The organism is Chitinophaga sp. NPDC101104, from assembly GCF_050277495.1.
Classification (GTDB): domain Bacteria; phylum Bacteroidota; class Bacteroidia; order Chitinophagales; family Chitinophagaceae; genus Chitinophaga.
The window spans coordinates 629,718-648,018 of the sequence record NZ_JBNNSF010000002.1 but is presented as its reverse complement, the minus strand read 5'-3'; the positions used below and the strand labels follow the sequence as shown (position 1 = coordinate 648,018).

General features: G+C 54.8%; 14 protein-coding genes. 8 read left to right on the top strand and 6 right to left on the bottom strand.

Going from position 1 to position 18,301, the window contains the following annotated elements; all coding sequences use genetic code 11:
• Positions 1-4 precede the first annotated feature (4 nt).
• On the bottom strand, positions 5-676 hold the full coding sequence (locus tag ACQKLP_RS21325) for a YggS family pyridoxal phosphate-dependent enzyme (protein ID WP_427324981.1): 672 nt from the start codon (positions 674-676) through the stop codon (positions 5-7).
• A gap of 204 nt (positions 677-880) precedes the next feature.
• Here ACQKLP_RS21325 and ACQKLP_RS21320 point away from each other — a divergent pair, with 204 nt between their 5' ends.
• The 3 genes from ACQKLP_RS21320 (at position 881) to ACQKLP_RS21310 (ending at position 4,220) form a co-directional block, all read left to right on the top strand.
• Positions 881-2,020 (top strand): acyl-CoA dehydrogenase, encoded by a 1,140-nt coding sequence (locus ACQKLP_RS21320; protein ID WP_427324980.1) that lies wholly within the window; start codon positions 881-883, stop codon positions 2,018-2,020.
• A gap of 34 nt (positions 2,021-2,054) precedes the next feature.
• Entirely contained in the window at positions 2,055-3,002 is a 948-nt protein-coding gene (locus ACQKLP_RS21315; RefSeq protein ID WP_126249084.1) for an arginase, read from the top strand.
• Between the two features lie 414 nt (positions 3,003-3,416).
• Entirely contained in the window at positions 3,417-4,220 is an 804-nt protein-coding gene (locus ACQKLP_RS21310) for a hypothetical protein (protein ID WP_427324979.1), read from the top strand.
• A gap of 16 nt (positions 4,221-4,236) precedes the next feature.
• Here ACQKLP_RS21310 and ACQKLP_RS21305 read toward each other — a convergent pair whose 3' ends face one another.
• Positions 4,237-5,316, bottom strand: coding sequence for a DUF3810 domain-containing protein (locus ACQKLP_RS21305; protein WP_427324978.1), 1,080 nt, complete (start codon positions 5,314-5,316; stop codon positions 4,237-4,239).
• 23 nt (positions 5,317-5,339) lie between these two features.
• On the opposite strand from ACQKLP_RS21305, the gene ACQKLP_RS21300 reads away from it, so the two are divergent.
• The gene (locus ACQKLP_RS21300) at positions 5,340-6,227 is read left to right on the top strand and encodes a fructosamine kinase family protein (RefSeq protein ID WP_427324977.1); all 888 of its coding nucleotides are present in this window, start codon (positions 5,340-5,342) and stop codon (positions 6,225-6,227) included.
• On the opposite strand, the gene ACQKLP_RS21295 is transcribed toward ACQKLP_RS21300, so the two are convergent.
• Positions 6,224-8,659 (bottom strand): PAS domain S-box protein, encoded by a 2,436-nt coding sequence (locus ACQKLP_RS21295; RefSeq protein ID WP_427324976.1) that lies wholly within the window; start codon positions 8,657-8,659, stop codon positions 6,224-6,226. The genes ACQKLP_RS21300 and ACQKLP_RS21295 overlap by 4 nt on opposite strands.
• Positions 8,660-8,891: 232 nt before the next feature.
• Between ACQKLP_RS21295 and ACQKLP_RS21290 the strand changes: the two genes are divergently transcribed.
• From ACQKLP_RS21290 to plsX, 3 genes are read left to right on the top strand one after another with little or no spacing between them, the layout of a single operon-like run.
• Entirely contained in the window at positions 8,892-9,431 is a 540-nt protein-coding gene (locus ACQKLP_RS21290) for a DUF177 domain-containing protein (RefSeq protein WP_341840623.1), read from the top strand.
• Between the two features lie 33 nt (positions 9,432-9,464).
• Complete coding sequence (rpmF, locus tag ACQKLP_RS21285; protein ID WP_109698752.1) at positions 9,465-9,659, top strand: 50S ribosomal protein L32; 195 nt, start codon at positions 9,465-9,467, stop codon at positions 9,657-9,659.
• Between the two features lie 47 nt (positions 9,660-9,706).
• Positions 9,707-10,657 carry a phosphate acyltransferase PlsX gene (gene plsX / locus ACQKLP_RS21280; RefSeq protein ID WP_427324975.1) on the top strand — a complete coding sequence of 317 codons (951 nt, stop codon included), beginning with the start codon at positions 9,707-9,709 and terminating at the stop codon, positions 10,655-10,657.
• An 81-nt stretch (positions 10,658-10,738) separates the two neighbouring features.
• On the opposite strand, the gene ACQKLP_RS21275 is transcribed toward plsX, so the two are convergent.
• From ACQKLP_RS21275 to mazG, 3 genes are read right to left on the bottom strand one after another with little or no spacing between them, the layout of a single operon-like run.
• Positions 10,739-11,266: a hypothetical protein gene (locus ACQKLP_RS21275; RefSeq protein WP_427324974.1), complete on the bottom strand. Its 528-nt coding sequence runs from the start codon at positions 11,264-11,266 to the stop codon at positions 10,739-10,741.
• A 50-nt stretch (positions 11,267-11,316) separates the two neighbouring features.
• Positions 11,317-15,087: an ATP-binding protein gene (locus ACQKLP_RS21270; protein ID WP_427324973.1), complete on the bottom strand. Its 3,771-nt coding sequence runs from the start codon at positions 15,085-15,087 to the stop codon at positions 11,317-11,319.
• A 5-nt stretch (positions 15,088-15,092) separates the two neighbouring features.
• Positions 15,093-15,857: a nucleoside triphosphate pyrophosphohydrolase gene (gene mazG / locus ACQKLP_RS21265; RefSeq protein WP_427324971.1), complete on the bottom strand. Its 765-nt coding sequence runs from the start codon at positions 15,855-15,857 to the stop codon at positions 15,093-15,095.
• Positions 15,858-16,015: 158 nt separating this feature from the next.
• Here mazG and ACQKLP_RS21260 point away from each other — a divergent pair, with 158 nt between their 5' ends.
• Positions 16,016-18,259, top strand: coding sequence for a Tex family protein (locus tag ACQKLP_RS21260; protein WP_427324970.1), 2,244 nt, complete (start codon positions 16,016-16,018; stop codon positions 18,257-18,259).
• Positions 18,260-18,301: the final 42 nt, after the last annotated feature.

The following is an 18,301-nucleotide window of genomic DNA, read 5'->3' as shown; positions in this document are numbered from 1 at the left end:
GTTTTTATGCATAATTCCTGGCGCCGAAGAGCAGGCTGCCGATGCGGACGAGCGTGCTGCCTTCTTCCAGGGCTATTTCGAAATCTCCGCTCATGCCCATAGACAGTTCGCGGAAGGTGTCCGTTCCTTTGAAAAACCGGTCTGCCACCGCCACCTGCAATGCTTTCAGCTGGCGGAACTCGCGGCGTACCTGGGCGAGGTCGTCGGTATTGCTCGCCATGCCCATGAGCCCGGCGATGCGCACGTTGGGCAAGCCGGCGGCGTTTTCCAGCAGGGCGTTCAGCTCCGCTTCGTTCAACCCGAACTTCGTTTCCTCGGTAGCGATATGCACCTGGAGCAGGCAATCGATCACCCGGCCGTTTTTGGCGGCCTGCTTATTGATCTCCTGGAGCAGTTTAAGGCTGTCGACCCCGTGCACCATGCTCACGAACGGAGCGATGTATTTCACCTTGTTGGATTGAAGATGGCCGATGAAATGCCATTGAATGTCTTTGGGGAGAAGGCCTTCCTTTTCCACCATTTCCTGCACGTAATTTTCGCCGAATATCCGCTGGCCGGCATCATAAAGGGCCTGGATAGATCCGGCAGGTTTGGTTTTTGATACGGCTACCAGCTGTGCGTGAAAGGGTTGGAGCTTTTCCTGCACCTGGCGGTAGTTGGTTAGATTCACTGCCATCATCCTACAAAAATAATAGACTTTTCTGACATGCAGACAAGTTGGTTTAGGATTTCCCCAATAAACGGGGGGAGTTTCTGTTAAAATATTCAACGATTCGGGGGAAAATCGGGATGGCTTTTAATTCTGCTGCACTGATTTTTTTGAATGCCTAATTTAAAATAGGTTTGTAAACACCTATCAACTATCAAAAATTCAATTGACATGCATTTTCAGTTAACGGAAGAACATCTGATGATACAGAAAGCGGCGAGGGACTTTGCGGTGAATGAATTGCTGCCGGGCGTGATCGAGCGCGACGAGCAGCAGAAATTCCCGGCGGAGCAGGTCAAAAAGTTGGGTGAGCTTGGGTTTCTGGGCATGATGGTGAGCCCCGAATATGGTGGTGCCGGGCTGGACACGGTTTCGTACGTGCTGGCGATGGAAGAGATTTCGAAAATCGACGCGAGCGCTTCCGTGGTGATGAGCGTGAACAACTCCCTGGTTTGCTGGGGACTGGAAACTTTCGGAACGGAAGAACAGAAAAGGAAATACCTCGTGCCGCTGGCCAAAGGCGAGATCATCGGCGCATTTTTGCTCAGCGAGCCGGAAGCGGGGTCTGACGCCACATCGCAGCGGACCATCGGGGAAGACAAAGGCGATCATTACCTGGTGAACGGTACCAAGAACTGGATCACCAACGCCAATTCGGCCAGCGTATACCTCGTGATGGTGCAAACGCATCCGGAGCTGGGCAGCAAAGGCATCAACTGCCTCATCGTAGAAAAAAATACGCCCGGCATTTCGCTCGGCGCGAAGGAAAATAAACTCGGCATCCGCGGAAGCGATACGCATAGCGTGATGTTCCAGGACGTGAAGGTGCCGAAAGAAAACCGGATCGGGGAAGACGGTTTCGGGTTCAAGTTCGCCATGAAGACGCTCGGCGGCGGCCGTATCGGCATTGCTTCCCAGGCTTTGGGGATCGCCAGCGGCGCGTTCGAACTGGCCCTGAAATACAGTAAGGAAAGGAAAGCCTTCGGCAAGGAGATCTCCCAGCACCAGGCCATACAGTTCAAACTGGCAGACATGGCCACCAAGATCGAAGCCGCCCGCCTCCTCTGCCTCCGCGCAGCATGGGAAAAGGATAACCATCTCGACTATACCCTCAGCGGCTCCATGGCCAAAGTGTTCGCCTCAGAAACCGCCATGTGGGTAGCCACAGAGGCAGTACAGGTACACGGCGGTTACGGTTACGTGAAAGAATACCACGTAGAGCGCCTCATGCGCGACGCGAAAATTACACAGATCTATGAAGGCACGTCTGAAGTACAGCGCATCGTGATCGGCAGGACCATCCTCGGCTGATTGCCCGCTTCAGCGGCCCACACCAAAACAATGTATGAAAAACATCAAGATCATTGAAGTCAAATCCGAAATCGGCGCAGGCACACGCGGCGCCAGCCTGGGAGTAGACGCGATCAAGATTGCAGCACTCGATTTCATGAGCAATTTTTTCGTCCACTTCCCCACGGAAGAAATCGAGACGGAAAATAAATTACTGTTCGAACCGATCGAATCCCCCTACGCCAAGCGCATCAAAGGCACCATCAACATGTATGAACGGGTCAGCAAATCCGTTTGCGATACCGTGAAGGCAAACTGGTTCCCCGTTGTGCTCTCCGGCGATCACAGCACCGCCGGCGCCACCATCGCCGGCCTCAAGCTCGCAAGGCCCAAAGCCAAACTGGGCGTGATCTGGATCGATGCGCACGCCGATCTTCACACCCCTTACACCACGCCTTCGGGCAACATGCACGGCATGCCGCTCGCCGCTTCCATCGCGGAAGATAATATCGAGAATAAAGTGCATGAAGTAGACGACAACACCGTGAAACTCTGGGGCGCGCTGAAAAACATCGGCAAAATCGCCCCGAAAGTACTCCCGGAAGATATCGTTTTCATCTCCCTGCGCGATTACGAAAAGGAAGAAGATCACCTCATCCGCAAATACGGCATGAAAGTGATCACCACCAACGAAGTACGCCGCAAAGGCGCCGAAGCCGTGGCCAGGAGCGTGTTCCGCTATCTCCACGACTGCGAGTACATCTATGTTTCGTTTGATGTGGACAGCCTCGACGCCTCCATCTCCCGCGGCACCGGCACCCCCGTGAGCAACGGCCTCCGCGAGCGAGAAGCCGAAGACCTTATTTCCAAATTCATGCAGCACCGCAAGATCTGCTGCTTCGAGATCACGGAAGTAAATCCCACCCTCGACCGCGAAAACCTCATGGCCGAAATCGCTTTCAACATCCTCCAGCGCAGCGTGAACGTGCTGATGATGAACTGATACCCCGGCGGCGGCGATAGCACCATCGCCGCCCCTTCATTCCTGCAACCACATAGCAGTCAGTCTTATATCGTCCCCCGAATAAATTTTAAATAGCCATAAATCCCCATCACGGCTATTGTTTTAAGATGATTTTATCTATATTCGCTAAGCTCTTTTTCAGGAAGCCAGTACAATGTTTGAATACAATAGCCCGGCCCATTATAACATCTTACTGAAGATTTAGCGTAGAAGACAAGACCCCAAGCCACTTCCTGTTAACCCGTCATCACACCTCCCTGTTACCGCATACCTCTACACTGTAGTCATTAACCTTCAAAAGTTTTCTATGAACGCAACTTCACTGATGCTTGCATGCCTGTTCACGCATGCCGAATTCGGATTTCCCTGTAAGTAACCCTTAAAACAATGCATATGAAACCACTCATCCCTAACCCGATCTGTTTACTGATCATCGCCACCAGTCTTTGGCTCACTGGTTGCCACCGGTACAACGAAATGTATCCCGTGATCCGCGGTTGCAAAATCGTGAAGATGAAAGGGGGCCTGAACAACGGCGATTCGCTCGTCTTTTCCTACAACCAGAAAGGCGATCCCAAAAGCATCATCCGCGGCTCCGTAGGCACGGGCGCGCCCAACCACTTTTTCGGATATGACAGTAAAGGCAGGATGACAGATTTCTATGGCGTCTATGAAGCGCCCAATCCCTATTTCGAAATCTGGCACCGGTATCATTTCGATACGAAAAACCGGATCGTCACCGACACCACTTATTCGTTCGGCTACATCGGCCCCGGCATCCCGGTGCCGCCGCCGCATGCGGAAGCATTGTATGTCGGCAATGTTTCGACGTATACATACGACAGCAGGAACCGGATCATCAAATCCACGGACTTCTATGGCCTCGCCACATTCGTCACGGCGTATTACACGTACAACAGCGCAGGGAATCTTGAAAAGATCGTACGGGAATCGAACGGTACCAGCTCCACGGAAACTTTTACCTACGACAACAAGGCCAACCTGCGCGGCACGCATCCCGCCTGGCAGTTCCTGGACAGGGATTACAGCGTGAACAATTCCATTTCCGTGCAATCGTACAACCAATTCGGGTTGCCGGTGGAAGCTGATTTCAGCAGGCATGGCTACAACGGTAATTTCGCGACCATACCGATCACTGCCACCACGATCACGTACGATTGCCGGCACGGCCATTGAAGCGGCGCTCCGCCGTTCACTTGATATGGTAATACGACATGAGCCAGCCTACCACTTCACTGTAGCTCCGGATGCCGTGGCGCTGATTGTTGGCTTTGAGGTAGGAATCATAGAAGACGGCGGAGTAATCGTCTATCGGGCCTTCGAACTGTTTGTAAAAATCCATGATCCGCTGCGCGTCCGCCCGTATGCCGGGATGCGTCCTGTTCCATACGAGGCGCGACAGCGGCGGGTCTCGCCGTGCCAGTCGCCGTATGGTATACAGCAGCATTTCGAAATTCGCGGCGTACCGGAACCGCGGGTCGGGATACCGGCTTGCGGCCAGGTACCCTACGAAGTTGGCGTCTTCTTCCGGCGCAAAACCCACCTGGTGGGCGATCTCGTGGCAGGTCACGAACGGCACCTGGAACGCCGGGACCGTCACATTTACCTGGGCTTCGTTGGTGAAGGGGTTCAGGTAGCCTGTTACCCCGAGATAATTCAGGTATTTCCCGAACATGGACCTTTTCACGGAGGGCGGGGCGTACCGCAGTTCCGGCAAGTCTTTTGACAGCAGGTCATACGCCTTTGCCGCGTCGGCGAACACATGGCTCGGCAGGGTGTCTGGCGGAGCGGGCAGTGCGTCCAGTTCCGCGCGGTCGCGGTTGGTGAGGCGAACGAGCGTATCGGCCAGGAGGTACAGGTCGGCTTTCGTGTACGGCTGCACGGAGAAGCCGAGGTCTTTCACCATGCTGGAGCGCTGATAATGAGCGCCCCAGAACAGCAGGAAGGTGAAATACAGCCAGCAGAGGGAGGCCGCGGCTTTGAGGAGCCCGTATCCCAACGCTTTCCACTGGCCGGTAAATAGCCGCCAGATCGTCGTTAGCAAAAAAATAATGCCGATTATAACCCAAACGCAGTAAATTACATCGCCTATGCTGCCCGTGAATCGACCGAACAATTTTCTTAACAGGGTACTCATGAAATCGTACCACCTATGAAAGTAGATCCCTGCCAGCCACCCGTCCGAAGAGACCGCCCAGCTCAGCAGGACGATGCACGTCAGTCCAACGGCTATTGATATCAGTGGTTTTCCGAACCGGTATTCTTTTTCCATTTTTAGTGTAAGCAGAAAGGAACATGTTAGACTTTAGCATTCAACAGGAACTTGAAAAGTCCCTCACCAGGCACCTGCAACTATCCGTGAAATTACAGATTATTCACGCAGAGCGGATACACGGGGGAGACATCAACGAAACTTTTCGCATGGATACGTCGCAGGGCCGGTATTTCCTCAAGCTGAACGATGCGGTAAAACACCCTGAAATGTTTGCGCGGGAATTGTGCGGACTGGAAGAATTGCGCCAGGCGGAAGTGATTTCCGTTCCCCGCCCCGTTTGCAGCGGCACCGTCGGCAACCGTGCTTTCCTGGTCACTGAATACGTAGAGAAGGGCGCCGCGGCGCCGGATTTCTGGGAAAATTTCGCGGCTTCGGTGGCGAGGCTCCACCAGCAGACAAGCCCCTGGTTCGGGCTGCCTGCTTCCAATTACATCGGCTCCATCAAGCAATACAACACCCCTTATTCGAACTGGGCCGTTTTTTACGCCATGAACCGGCTCCTGCCCCTGGCGAAAATGGCGTACGATTCGCACCGGCTCGACAGCTCCCTCATGCAACGGCTGGAAAGCGTTTGCCGCCGGCTGCCGGAGCTGTTCCCCGAAGAGCCGCCCGCATTGCTGCACGGCGATCTCTGGAGCGGCAACTTCCTCGTGTCTTCCGGCGGCCGCGCCTGCATCTTCGACCCGGCCGTTTATTACGGGCACCGGGAGATGGACATGGCTATGACACGCCTGTTCGGCGGGTTCGATACCCGATTCTACTATACTTACCAGGCCATCCATCCGCTGGAGCAGGGCTGGCAGGAACGGTTGCCGCTTTGCCAGTTGTACCCGCTGCTGGTGCATCTCAACCTTTTCGGCGGAAGTTATTATTCCGACGTGAAAGATGCGCTGGAGCAGTTCAACTAGATCTGGCCGCCGCGGGCCATGAAGGCCTGCATGTTCTGCAATTCTTTTTCGATGATGGGGAAGAAACCGTTTACCTCTTCCACGATCTCGCCCAGCAAGGCGGGCAGGGTATCGAGGTTTTCGTTGTTGCGCAGGAGGTTTTCCATGGTTTCCAGTTTGGTGGTGATCCAGGTCAGCCCTACCATGGAGAAGTTGGGCTTGATTTTGTGCACCTGGAACCGGAGCGTGTCCCAATCGCCCGCATCCGCCACTTTCCTGATCTTTGCGAGTTCTTCACGAATGGTGAGCACGTATATGTCGAACAGGTCGATGGCATACCCGATGTTGCTTTCGTACAGCGTATTCAGGTATTTTACGTCCAGAGACGGGTTGAATTCGTATCCGCTTATATTTTGCACTTCCATAATGATTTCGGTTTCGTCTTCGTTCAGGTACTTGTTGAGCACCTGCAATAACTGGTCTGGCGTATAGGGCTTGGTCAGGATCTCCGTGATGCCGATGTTCCGTGCCAACGCCAGCGTGCTCGGCATGGCGGTGGCCGTGGTGGCGATCACGGGCGTGGCCACGTTGGGCCGCGTTTCGTCTTCCCGGATCTTGCGCGCCAGCTCAAAGCCGTCCATCCCCGGTATCCGGATGTCCATCAGCACGAGGTCGAACTGCCGCGACTCCAGGAAATACAGCGCGTCCGGGCCGTTGGTGGCCAGTTGGTGGTTGATCTTGTATTTTTCGAGCAGGCTGAGGATGTACTTGAGGTTCATGGGATTATCTTCCACCACCAGCACCCTGGCCTGCCCGAAATCGATCCGGGCGTATTTGTTTTCCGCGTCCTGCCCGCCGGGCCTCGCCAATGGCCGCCGGGTGTCGATGAACGGGAGCGTAAAGGTAAAACAAGTGTTGTATTCTCCTCCCTTGTCCACCGAAATGCGCCCGCCCTGGAGCTCTACCAGCTGTTTGGCGATGGCCAGGCCGAGGCCGGTGCCGCCATATCGCTCGCGGATGTCTTTCTCCGCCTGTTTGTAGTTCTGGAAGATGAGCTCGAGCTTGTCTGCCTGGATGCCGATCCCCGTGTCACAAACCTGGAACCGGAGCCAGAGTGCGTTGCCCTGGACGTCTTCCAGCTGCACTTTGATGGCAATTTCTCCCTCTTTCGTGAATTTTTCCGCATTACCTAACAAATTCATGAGGATCTGGTTCAACAGCATGTCGTCCCCGATCAGCAGGGAATCGATGCGCTTGTCCAGCTCCAGGGTCACCTGGATGGGCCGTTGTCCCAGTTTCATCTGGAAGGTATGTTTCATGCTCTGTACGAGCTCGCGGAGGTCGAATTCCCGGGGATGCACTTCCTGTTTCCCGGCTTCGATCTTCGAAATGTCGAGGATGTCGGTGATGAGGCCGTGGAGGATGCCGGAGGAATGCTTGAGTATCTTGATGTATTCCTTCTGTTCGTCGTTAAGCGCCGTTTCTTCCAGGAGGTGGGCCATGCCGATGATGGCGTTGAGGGGCGTCCTGATTTCGTGGCTCATGTTGGCGAGGAACTCCTTTTGGGTCCGCTGCGCTTCTTCGGCGGCCTGTTTGGCCAATTCCAGCTCGCGCTGCAGTTGTTTCTGGGGGGTAATGTCCATATGAATGCCCACTCCGCCGACGGCTTTCCCGTCGCGGTCGTAAATGTTCCCCGAGCTGGCGATGACCCATTTGCGGGAGCCATCCTTCAGCACGATTTCCATATCATATAATAAGGCCACTTTCTTTTCTACCCGGTAGCGCCGCAGGTTGCGGGCATATTCCCGGTTTTCTTCGGGCACAAAGATGTCTGTGATGTTATAACCGATCAGTTCCTCTTCGCTGTATCCGGAAAGGCGGCAAAAGCTGTCGTACACCTTTACGATATTGCCTTCGAGGTCGGTTTCGCAGAGGGCGGCGTTGAGGTTGTCGAGGATGACGCGGTATTTCTCGTCTACGCGGCGTAGCTCTTCATCGGCGTGGCGGTGGCGGGTTACGTCTACGATCTGCCAGATGCTGCCGGCGAAACGGGGGCCGTCGTACACGGGGATGTAGCTGATTTCGTAGATTTTGCCGTTGCGGAAGGGGAGCTCCCACCCGAAATAGGGTTTCCGCTTCTTCCGTAACTCTTTCATTTTCAACTCAAACGAGTCAGCATCATAGACTTGCGGCGTAAAATAGGCGATCATGCCCCGGAATGTCTGGTCGAGTTGGTTACCTTTGTACTTCCCGGCCTGGAAAACGTCCATGAACTGGTCGTTCCCCCAGACGAAGCGGTGGCGTTCATCGGTGACGAGTACGCCGGCGTTGGTGCTGCGGAGGAATACGGCGATGGAAAGTGCGAATATGGAGGGGGTATCCCCGATGTTGGGCGGGGCAATGGTAAGTGAGTTCGGTGGCTGTTTCCGGCCTATTCTGCCTTTTTGTGACATATCATCCGGGGAATAGGGGGAACTGTAGGATTTCATAAGGCATTTGCAAAAAATGTTGATGCGCGCGCAAATGAAGTTAGTAAAATTTGACGCAACTAGCTAACTGTAAATATCTGATATTTTTATATAATTTGATATATAAAAAGGGCTTGTGCATCAACAAAAGTATGAAATTTTTGCTTTTGGAAATATTTGTTTACCTTTGCATCCCTCTAAAAGGGAGGATTTTGATATGAAGCATCTCCGCGAATTTGACATAGCATTTGTAGGTCTGACGCCAGGGGTGCATACATTCCAATATCAGATCGACGACAGTTTTTTCGAGAAGCTGGGTGCTGAGCCGGACTTTTCGAATTGTCACGCCACGGTCAACCTTCAATTGGACAAGAAAGCGGGATTTTTCCTGCTGAAGTTTGAAGTGGGGGGTAAATTGACGGTGACTTGCGACAGATGCGGACAGCCATTCGAGCTCCAGCTCTGGGACGATTTCAACCAGGTGATCAAGCTGGTGGACAACCCGGAAGAGATGAACGCGGACGAAGATCCGGACGTGACTTATATCAGCCGTACGGAAAGCCATTTGAACGTGGCCGACTTCATTTACGAGTTCATCAACCTGGCCATTCCCATGCAGCGCATCCATCCGGATGATGCCAGCGGGAAAAGCGGGTGCGATCCGAAAGTCCTCGAGATGTTGGAAAAAATGAAACAACAGGGCGATCAGCAGACCAACCCGATCTGGAAAGGATTGGAAAAGTTCAGAGATAATTAACAACTACGTATTCAATTTTAAAAATTAAATAAGATGCCGAATCCTAAACGCAGACATTCGCAACAAAGATCAGCTAAGAGAAGAACTCATTACAAGGCATTTGCTGAAACTTTAAGCACCGACAGCGCTACCGGCGAAGTGCACCTGAGACACCGTGCTCATTGGGTAGAGAACAAACTGTTCTACAAAGGAAAAGTTGTTTTGGAAAAACAAGCTGCTGCTAAATAATAATTTTTACTAATTTTACCCCCGAGCACACAGACAAAACACAGTTCATGAGAATCGGGCTTGATATGATGGGTGGCGACTATGCCCCCGCAGAAGCAGTAAAAGGAGTTAAGTTATTTTTAAGCAAAGCATCTGACGCACATCTGATGTTGATTGGTGATGAGCAGGCCTTAACACCCCTCCTCGCAGAAGCAGCGTTAGACCAGTCAAGATATACCGTTGTTCATTCATCCCAGGTAATCGGGATGAATGAACATCCTACCAAGGCGCTGAAAGAAAAGCCGCATTCTTCCATCTCCATCGGCTTTCATCTCCTTCAAAACAAAAAGATTGACGCTTTCATCAGCGCCGGCAACACCGGGGCCATGATGGTAGGCGCCATTTATTCCATTAAGGTCATCGAAGGTATCCAACGGCCCACCATCTCCACCATCCTTCCCCGGGAAGACGGTTCTACCGGCCTCCTGCTGGATGTGGGCATCAACGCCGATTGCAAACCCGAGAACCTCGTTCAGTTCGCCATCCTCGGATCGCTGTATTCCAAATACATCCTGGGGAAAGACAAACCGAAAGTAGGCCTCCTCAACCTCGGTGAAGAAGAAGGCAAGGGCAACCTCCTCGCGCAGGCTACCTATCCCCTCCTCAAGGAAAATCCCCTCATCAATTTCGTCGGCAACGTAGAAGGCCGCGATGTCTTCAAAAACACCGCAGACGTGATCGTTTGCGAAGGTTTCACCGGCAACGTGGTCCTCAAACTGGCAGAATCGTTCCATGACATCGCCGTAAGGCGCAATATCAAGGACGAATACCTCGAACGTTTCGACTTCGAGCAATATGGCGGTACGCCCGTTCTCGGCGTGTCTGAGCCCGTTATCATCGGCCACGGCATCTCCGGCGAACGCGCTTTCTCCAACATGATCGTGCTCGCAGAACAGATGATCCAGACCAAACTGCTGGAAAAAATCCGCGAAAGCTTCGTGGTTACGCCGGAAGCGTAGTTTACGCCCGCAACAAGACACAAAAAATATTCGAAGGGCCGCCCGGTGGGTAGGCCCTTTTTGTTTTTCCGGCGCCCCCGCTCACCTCCTGAACATCGGCAACGGACGCAGCGGGTGCCGCAGGAAGTGCCGCAACGCCCTCCTCAGCAGGAACCCATGGAAGCCCAGCAACGGATATGCCCTCACCAGGGCCGCCAGCACGGGTTTCGGGATACCGAACGTCTTCAGTTGCAGGGAAACGTCTATCCAGTCCGCCCGCCTGAAAATCTCGACCGAAGGCCAGCGGACAGTTGGATACCGGCTCACTTTGTGGTGCCAGAGGATCATGGCTTCCACTTCATCCGCCATCGCCCCCAGCCCGTGTTCCAGCAAATAACTGCGGCTCTCCCGCACCGAAGGCGGCAGGTAATCGAACGTACCGGCCGTCCAGATTCCGATGTCGTGGAACGCCGCGGCGATAGCGTATTGCCGTTCCCGGGCGGGATCGGCGTCCAGCTGGCGGCACGCCAGGTACACCCGGTGCGCATGGTTGCGGTAACGGTCGTAATCCTTGCCCAGCGGGGCGCGGTAAATTCCCAAAATTTCTTCTATCAGGGGATGTGGGCGCATACTGCAAGGTAAACCCGTTCCCTGCAGGGAATGTTGTACGGATGCGGGGATTATGCGTACGGAAGGTTTTGCTGGTCGGCCACCAAAGGCAGCCTTACGAAGAAAGTGGTGCCCATGCCCGGGGAAGTCCTGAACCAGATCTCGCCCCCGGCCTGCTCCACGATGTTCTTGCTCATGGCCAGGCCCAGCCCCGTGCCCGAAGATTTGGTCGTGAAGTTGGGCACGAAGATCTTTTCCTGCGCTTCCGCCGTGATGCCGGCACCGTTGTCGATCACCTCCACCACCACCCAATGCGGCCCTTCTTCCTTCATGCTGATGGCTACATGGCCCTCCTGCCCTTCCGGGATGGCCTGGATGGCGTTTTGCAGCAGGTTCGTAAATACGCGGTTGATCTGCGTTTTATCGGCGTCGATGAGGTAAGGTTTGTCCTGCCGGCCGAAGTAAATATGGCATTCCGGGCTGCTCATGTACAGCGATGTGAGGGATTGCAGCACTTCGCTGAGCGAGAACACTTCGTTGTTCACTTTCGTGATATGGGCGAACGCCGCGAAGTCGGACGCAATGTTGCTCAGGTGCTCGATCTGTTCTACCAGCGTGTTGGCCACGTTCCGCGAAAGCGCCTTTACATCGGGCGAATCGTTGGCGATGGCGCGTTGCAGGTACTGGATGCTGAGCTTCATGGGCGTGAGCGGGTTCTTGATCTCGTGGGCCACCTGCCTGGCCATTTCGCGCCAGGCGCCCTCCCGCTCGCTTTTGGCCAGCATGGCGGCGCTCACTTCCAGCTTCTGCACCATCTTGTTGTATTCGTTCACCAGCAGCCCGATCTCGTCGTTATTATCCCAGCTGATGGCTTCGTTATGCTGGCCGAGGTTCACGCTGCGCAGTTTTTCGGTAATGAGGGAGAAGGATTTGGTGATGGTATTGGAGATCAGCAGCACGAGGATGCCCGCCATCAAAAAGATAAATGCATTGATCGTGATCAGCGCCACCAGGAAAGTGGAGATCTGCTGCCGCAATTCGTTTTCCGTGGCGAAGTAGGGCACGTTCAGATACGCGAACACTTCTCCCTGGCTGCGCATGGGCACATAGCTGCTGATGTACCGCATCCGCCCGATCTTTTCCTCCTGGATGAACTGTATCCGGCTGCGCTGCGCGAGCTCGTAATACGCCATGGGATTGATCCCCGGGCTCAATAACCCCTTCTCGATCATCAACGGCTGCGTAGTGAGCTGGAGCCGCCCTCCCGTATCGTAAATATTGATGTCTACATTATGTTCCCGCGCAATATCGCCCACGGCGACCGATAACCGGGAAGAGAAAATGGAATCGTAGATCATGCCCATTTCGTCGAACTGACGATGGTTGTAAAACACTTCCTCCATGTCTTTCCCGATGCTCTGCACCGTTTCGCTGAGCTTCTGCGCATTCTCCGCCCGGTACCGGTTGATGAAAAACAGGATGGTAGCGAGCCCCAGCGCCAGGAACGAAAACGCAACGGCGAAGATGATCGTAGTCTGCACTTTGGTACGGATGCTGAGATTGAGCATCGCCCTGAGGCTGGCAACCTGCAGCCGCGCCCTCACCAGCAGATCCACCAGGCTGTAAATCGCGATGATCAGCAAAAAGAGGCAGAACATATAAGCGAACAGCGTGATGAACTCCAGGAAAATCCGGGTTTTCTTCACCACCATCACCAGCTTGTCTTTCGACGCTTTGTAATACAGCAGCGAATACCCGCCGTCATCCTCATACACCACATCCGTAACGGGCGTTTCCGCGGCACCGAGACGGGTCTTGAACGGAAAACTGCCGTGATTGGTGACCAGCAGCATCTTGTCGTACACCGCCCAGGAATACTGGTCGGTATTCTCCTGCCCGTCGAGGCGGTTACCGTCGATGAGCAGTTCCGGGTACAGCCTGTCCTGCTGCGCGATCTCGGGCTCCGAGCGGACTTCGAAGAAAAGGTATCCCATCGGCCCTTCTCCACCGATATATTCTTTTTTCCCGATGTAGCTGTAATCGCGGAAACTGCGCTCGTCGTAATAAAGGTCTTCTCCCAACACATGCGAAAGGGTGTTGCCCATGATGCGGTTCTGCAGATCGTTGAACGGCACGCCTTCGTTGTTGTAGAGGATTTCGCCTTCGGCGTCGTAGGTATAGAAAAGAACGTTGAAGCGGTTTAAATACCGTGCGAAGTATTTCTCGCGCAGCAAGGCATCGAGCTTGCGGCGGCCTTCGCGGGTAGGCTGGCGGAAGAACGCCTGTGCGTCGGGGTCCCTGGCGAGCCGGTCGCCCGCGTCGTTGAGCAGCGTTTCCATATACGGATCGCGCTGTTTGGACAGGTTTTCGGCGACGCGCAAGCGTGTGCCCAGCTCTTTCTGGTTGTTGTAATAAACGAGCACCGCCGAGGTGGTGACGGTCATCATGAGCATCCACATAATGAACGGCAGCGATGCGGAAGCGTTGCTGAAGCGGTTCTCCAGCCAGTCGAGGATGGCCACATAAGCCAGCAGCCAGAGCATCAGCACTACCGACGCGCTGAAATCGGGCAGGTTGTAGCGGAACGCGAGCCAGATGAGGCCCACCAGCGCCAGGGAAATGTATTTCGTTTTATACTGGAAATCGGTGAGCTGGTTAAGCAGATAGTTGACGATCTGGGAGAAGAACAGGAAGCTGATGGCGATGAAACCGAGGCTCATGCTGCCGATCACGCTGTATTCGTTGAGGGAGAAGAAGTTGGTTACGTCGTACGAGATCTTGGAGTCGATCACCAGGCTCCGGATGAGATCGAGGAGGAATTGCCCGGCGATGAACATGCCCAGGCCCGCGGCGCCGATGATCACCCATCCCTGCCACTTTTTCCGCAGCACGGGCGGGTGGATGGTGCGCACGTGCTGGCGGAAGAAGAGGATGAGCCAGAACGTGAACAATACGTTGAGGGAAAGGTCGCCCAGGGATTTGAACACATCGTCTTTCGCGTAGATCGTGGGCTGGAAGAGGTTCAGCGTGCCCAGGTCTATGGGGAAGGGATATAAATACGTAAGTATCCGGAACGACAGCACGACCACGAACAGGAAGAGGAACCCGTAGATGGGCGTGAGCTTGCGCGCCATGAGGGAGGCGAAGAGATTGATGAAGATGAACACGCAGATGACGCCCAAAGTGAGCAGCAGCACGCTCGCCAGGCTGGGAGCGGCTTCCGTCTTGTTGGGGTCGTAATGGAGGAAGAACAGGATGTTCTTGTCCATATCTGCCACGGGAAGGCCGGGCGGTTTGGGCTGAATGGTGTATTCCGGGCCGATGGCGGGCCTTCCGTAGAACGATGCGCCGAGGTAATCGTTGTTGATGGCGTATTCCTCTTTGACGGGAAGCAGCCCTACCAGCCATTTCCCCGGGGCCACGCGGTAGTTGAGGACCACGTACCAGCCGTTGGCCATTTTGCGGAAGCTCGCCCCGGGTCGGGTGGCTTCTGGGGCGGGGGGCTCCACGGTGTTGGTGCTCCAGAAAACGAGTTGCATCCGTGTATCGGCGGAGTCGTAGGCGAACAGGTGGTAGCTTTCGCCGTAGGTCTGTTCGAGGGTTTGGCGGCTGTAATCGCCGCGGAAGAGGCTGTTGACGATGGCCGTGTCTGCCGTCAGTTCCCGGAAATCGGACTGCCGGCTGCGGATATCGCTTTCCAGGCTGCGCTGGACGCCGTGGGGGGACGAATAGTAGCTCCAGTAGTTATTGAACAGGAACGCGAAAGTGAACAGCCAGGCCGCGATGATGAGCAGGTAGCCGTTCCGCAGGAAGAATAGCCGTATTTCCTTGATATCCAGCATGTCTGTTATTCGCCTTCCTTGATTTTATTCCAGAGGCCGTCCATTTCGGCGAGGTCCATATCGGTGAGTTTCCGGCCCTGAGCGCCGGCCATTTCCTCCATGCCGCGGAACCGGCGGATGAATTTCTTGTTCGTGCGCTCCAGGGCGTTTTCGGCGTCGATCCCCAGGAAGCGGCTGTAATTGACCAGGGCGAACATCAGGTCGCCGAATTCGGCTTCCATGCGGTCTTTATCGTTGGCTTCCACGGTTTCCATGAGCTCGGTGGTTTCTTCTTCCACCTTTGCCCAGACCTGTTCGCGGTTTTCCCATTCGAAGCCCACCTGGCGGGCCTTGTCCTGCAGCCGCATCGCCTTCACGAGCGCGGGCAGGCTGCGGGGAACGCCGCTGAGCACGGATTCCTTCCCTTCCCGCATCTTCAGCTTTTCCCAGTTCTGCTTCACTTCGTCCTCATTTTCCACTTTCACGTCCCCGTAAATATGCGGATGGCGGGCGATGAGCTTCTCGCAAACGCCGTTGATGACGTCGGTGATATTGAATTGCTGCTTTTCGGCACCGATTTTGGCGTAAAACACGATATGGAGGAGCAGGTCGCCCAATTCCTCCTTAATGCCTTTATAGTCTTCGTCGGTGATGGCATCGGCCAGTTCATACAGTTCTTCGATAGACAGCTGCCGCAATGTCAGCATGGTCTGCTTCCTGTCCCACGGGCATTTCTCCCGCAGGTCGTCCATAATCTGCAATAATCTGTTAAAAGCTTGGTCCGGCTGCATAATTTTAAATATGAATGTTCCGCTGCTAAGAAACGGAAAAATAATGGAAAATACGGATTTGGGGGCTGGCGGGGGGCGATGGTGTTAATTTCTTTTTCTTGGTTGAACAGGCAATTTCTTTAGATTTGCGGCCTTAGAAAAATCACAAAACGTAAGATATGAATCCGAAACACGTGGCGCTCATTTCTGCCGAACTGAACATTTCGATGGGGCAGGCTGAGAAAACCATGCTCCTTCTTTCAGAGGGCTCGACCGTTCCCTTCATCAGCCGTTACCGGAAAGAGCAGACGGGCAGTCTGGACGAGGTGCAGATCGGAAAGATAGAGGATCTTGGCAAACGCTACCAGGAAGTGGACGACCGCCGGGCCACCATTCTCAAGACCATCGCCGAGCAGGGCAAACTGACGCCGGAACTGGAGGAGAAGATCAATGCCACCTGGATGCTCGCGGAGCTGGAAGACATCTATCTCCCCTATAAACCCAAGCGCAAGACCCGCGCCACCCAGGCTATCGAGAAAGGCCTGGAGCCCCTGGCGGAAATCCTCCTGCTGCAGGAAAACGGCGACACCGAAGAGGCCGCCAAAGCCTTCCTCAACGAGCAGGTAGCCAGCACGGAAGAGGCGCTCAAAGGCGCGCGCGACATCATCGCCGAAAGGATCAACGAAAACGCAGAGCTGCGCGACAAACTCCGCAAGCTCTTCACCCATACCGCCAAGTTCAGCTCCAAAGTGATCGAGGGCAAGGAAACGGAAGGCGTGAAATACAAGGACTACTTCGAATTCAACGAAGAACTGACCTCCATCCCCTCCCACCGTGTGCTCGCCATCCTCCGCGCCGAGGCCGAAGGCATCCTGTTCGGCAGCATCGCGCCGGATGAGGAAGAGGCCAAAGGCATCGTGCACAAGCAGTTCGTGACCGGCAACGGCCCCGCTTCGCAGCAGGTAGCCAAAGCGGCAGACGATGCGTACAAACGCCTCCTCCGCCCCTCGCTGGAAAACGAATCCCGCTCCGGCGCCAAGGAAAAGGCCGATACCGAAGCGATCGAAGTGTTCGCCGAGAACCTCCGCCAGCTGCTCCTCGCCGCGCCGCTCGGCCCCAAAGCCGTGATCGCCGTAGACCCGGGGTACCGCACCGGCTGTAAAACCGTTGCGCTCGACAACCAGGGCAACCTCCTCGATAACGACGTCATCTTCCCCCTCGAGAAAAACTACAAATCCGAAGCGGCCGAACAGCTGCTGAAGAGCTGGGTAAAGAAATACGACGCCGCCGCCATCGCCGTAGGCAATGGTACCGCAGGCCGCGAAACCGAAGAATTCATCAAAAAAATCGATTTCGGTAAGAAAGTGAACGTATTCATGGTGAACGAAAGCGGCGCATCCGTGTACTCCGCTTCCGAAGTAGCCCGCGAAGAATTCCCCGACCACGACGTTACCGTCCGCGGCGCCGTATCCATCGGCCGCAGGCTCATCGATCCCCTCGCCGAACTGGTGAAGATCGACCCGAAAGCCATCGGCGTAGGGCAATACCAGCACGACGTTAACCAGAGCCACCTGAAACAAAGCCTCGACCGCGTGGTAGTGAGCTGCGTGAACAACGTGGGCGTGAACCTCAACACCGCGTCCAAACACCTGCTCGCCTATATCTCCGGCCTCGGCCCTTCCCTGGCGGAAAACATCGTGAAATACCGTAAAGAGAACGGCGCTTTCAAAAACCGCCAGGAACTGAAGAAAGTGAGCCGCCTGGGCGATAAAGCCTTCGAACAGTGCGCCGGCTTCCTCCGCATCGAAAACGGCGACAACCCGCTCGATAACTCGGCCGTTCACCCCGAACGCTACGCCCTCGTGGAAGCCATCGCCGCCAAACAGCAATGCACCGTGGCGGAACTGATCGGGAAAGACGATCTCCGCAAAAAGATCAACGTCAAGGAATTCATCACCGAAGAAGTAGGCCAGCTGACCGTGGAAGACATCCTCAAGGAGCTTGCCAAGCCCAGCCGCGACCCCCGCGACGAGATCGCCATCTTCGAATACGCAGAAGGCATCAAATCGATGGACGACGTGAAGCCCGGCATGACGCTCCCCGGCGTGGTGACCAACATCACCGCCTTTGGCGCCTTCGTAGACATCGGCGTGAAACAGGACGGCCTGGTGCATATTTCGCACCTCAGCAACAAGTTCATCAGCAACCCCAACGAAGCCGTGAAACTCAACCAGAAGGTAACGGTAACGGTACTGGAGGTAGACATCGCGCGCAAACGCATCTCGCTGTCCATGAAAGACAGCAGCGCCCCCCAGCAGGGCGGTGGCGGCGGACAGCGGCGCGAACAACGCAAACCCGCGAAGGAAGAGCCGTTGAACGATTTCCAGGCCAAACTGGCGGCGCTGAAAACCAAATTCAAGTAATCCAATCGAAATAAAAAAAGCCCGGTAACGATCGTTACCGGG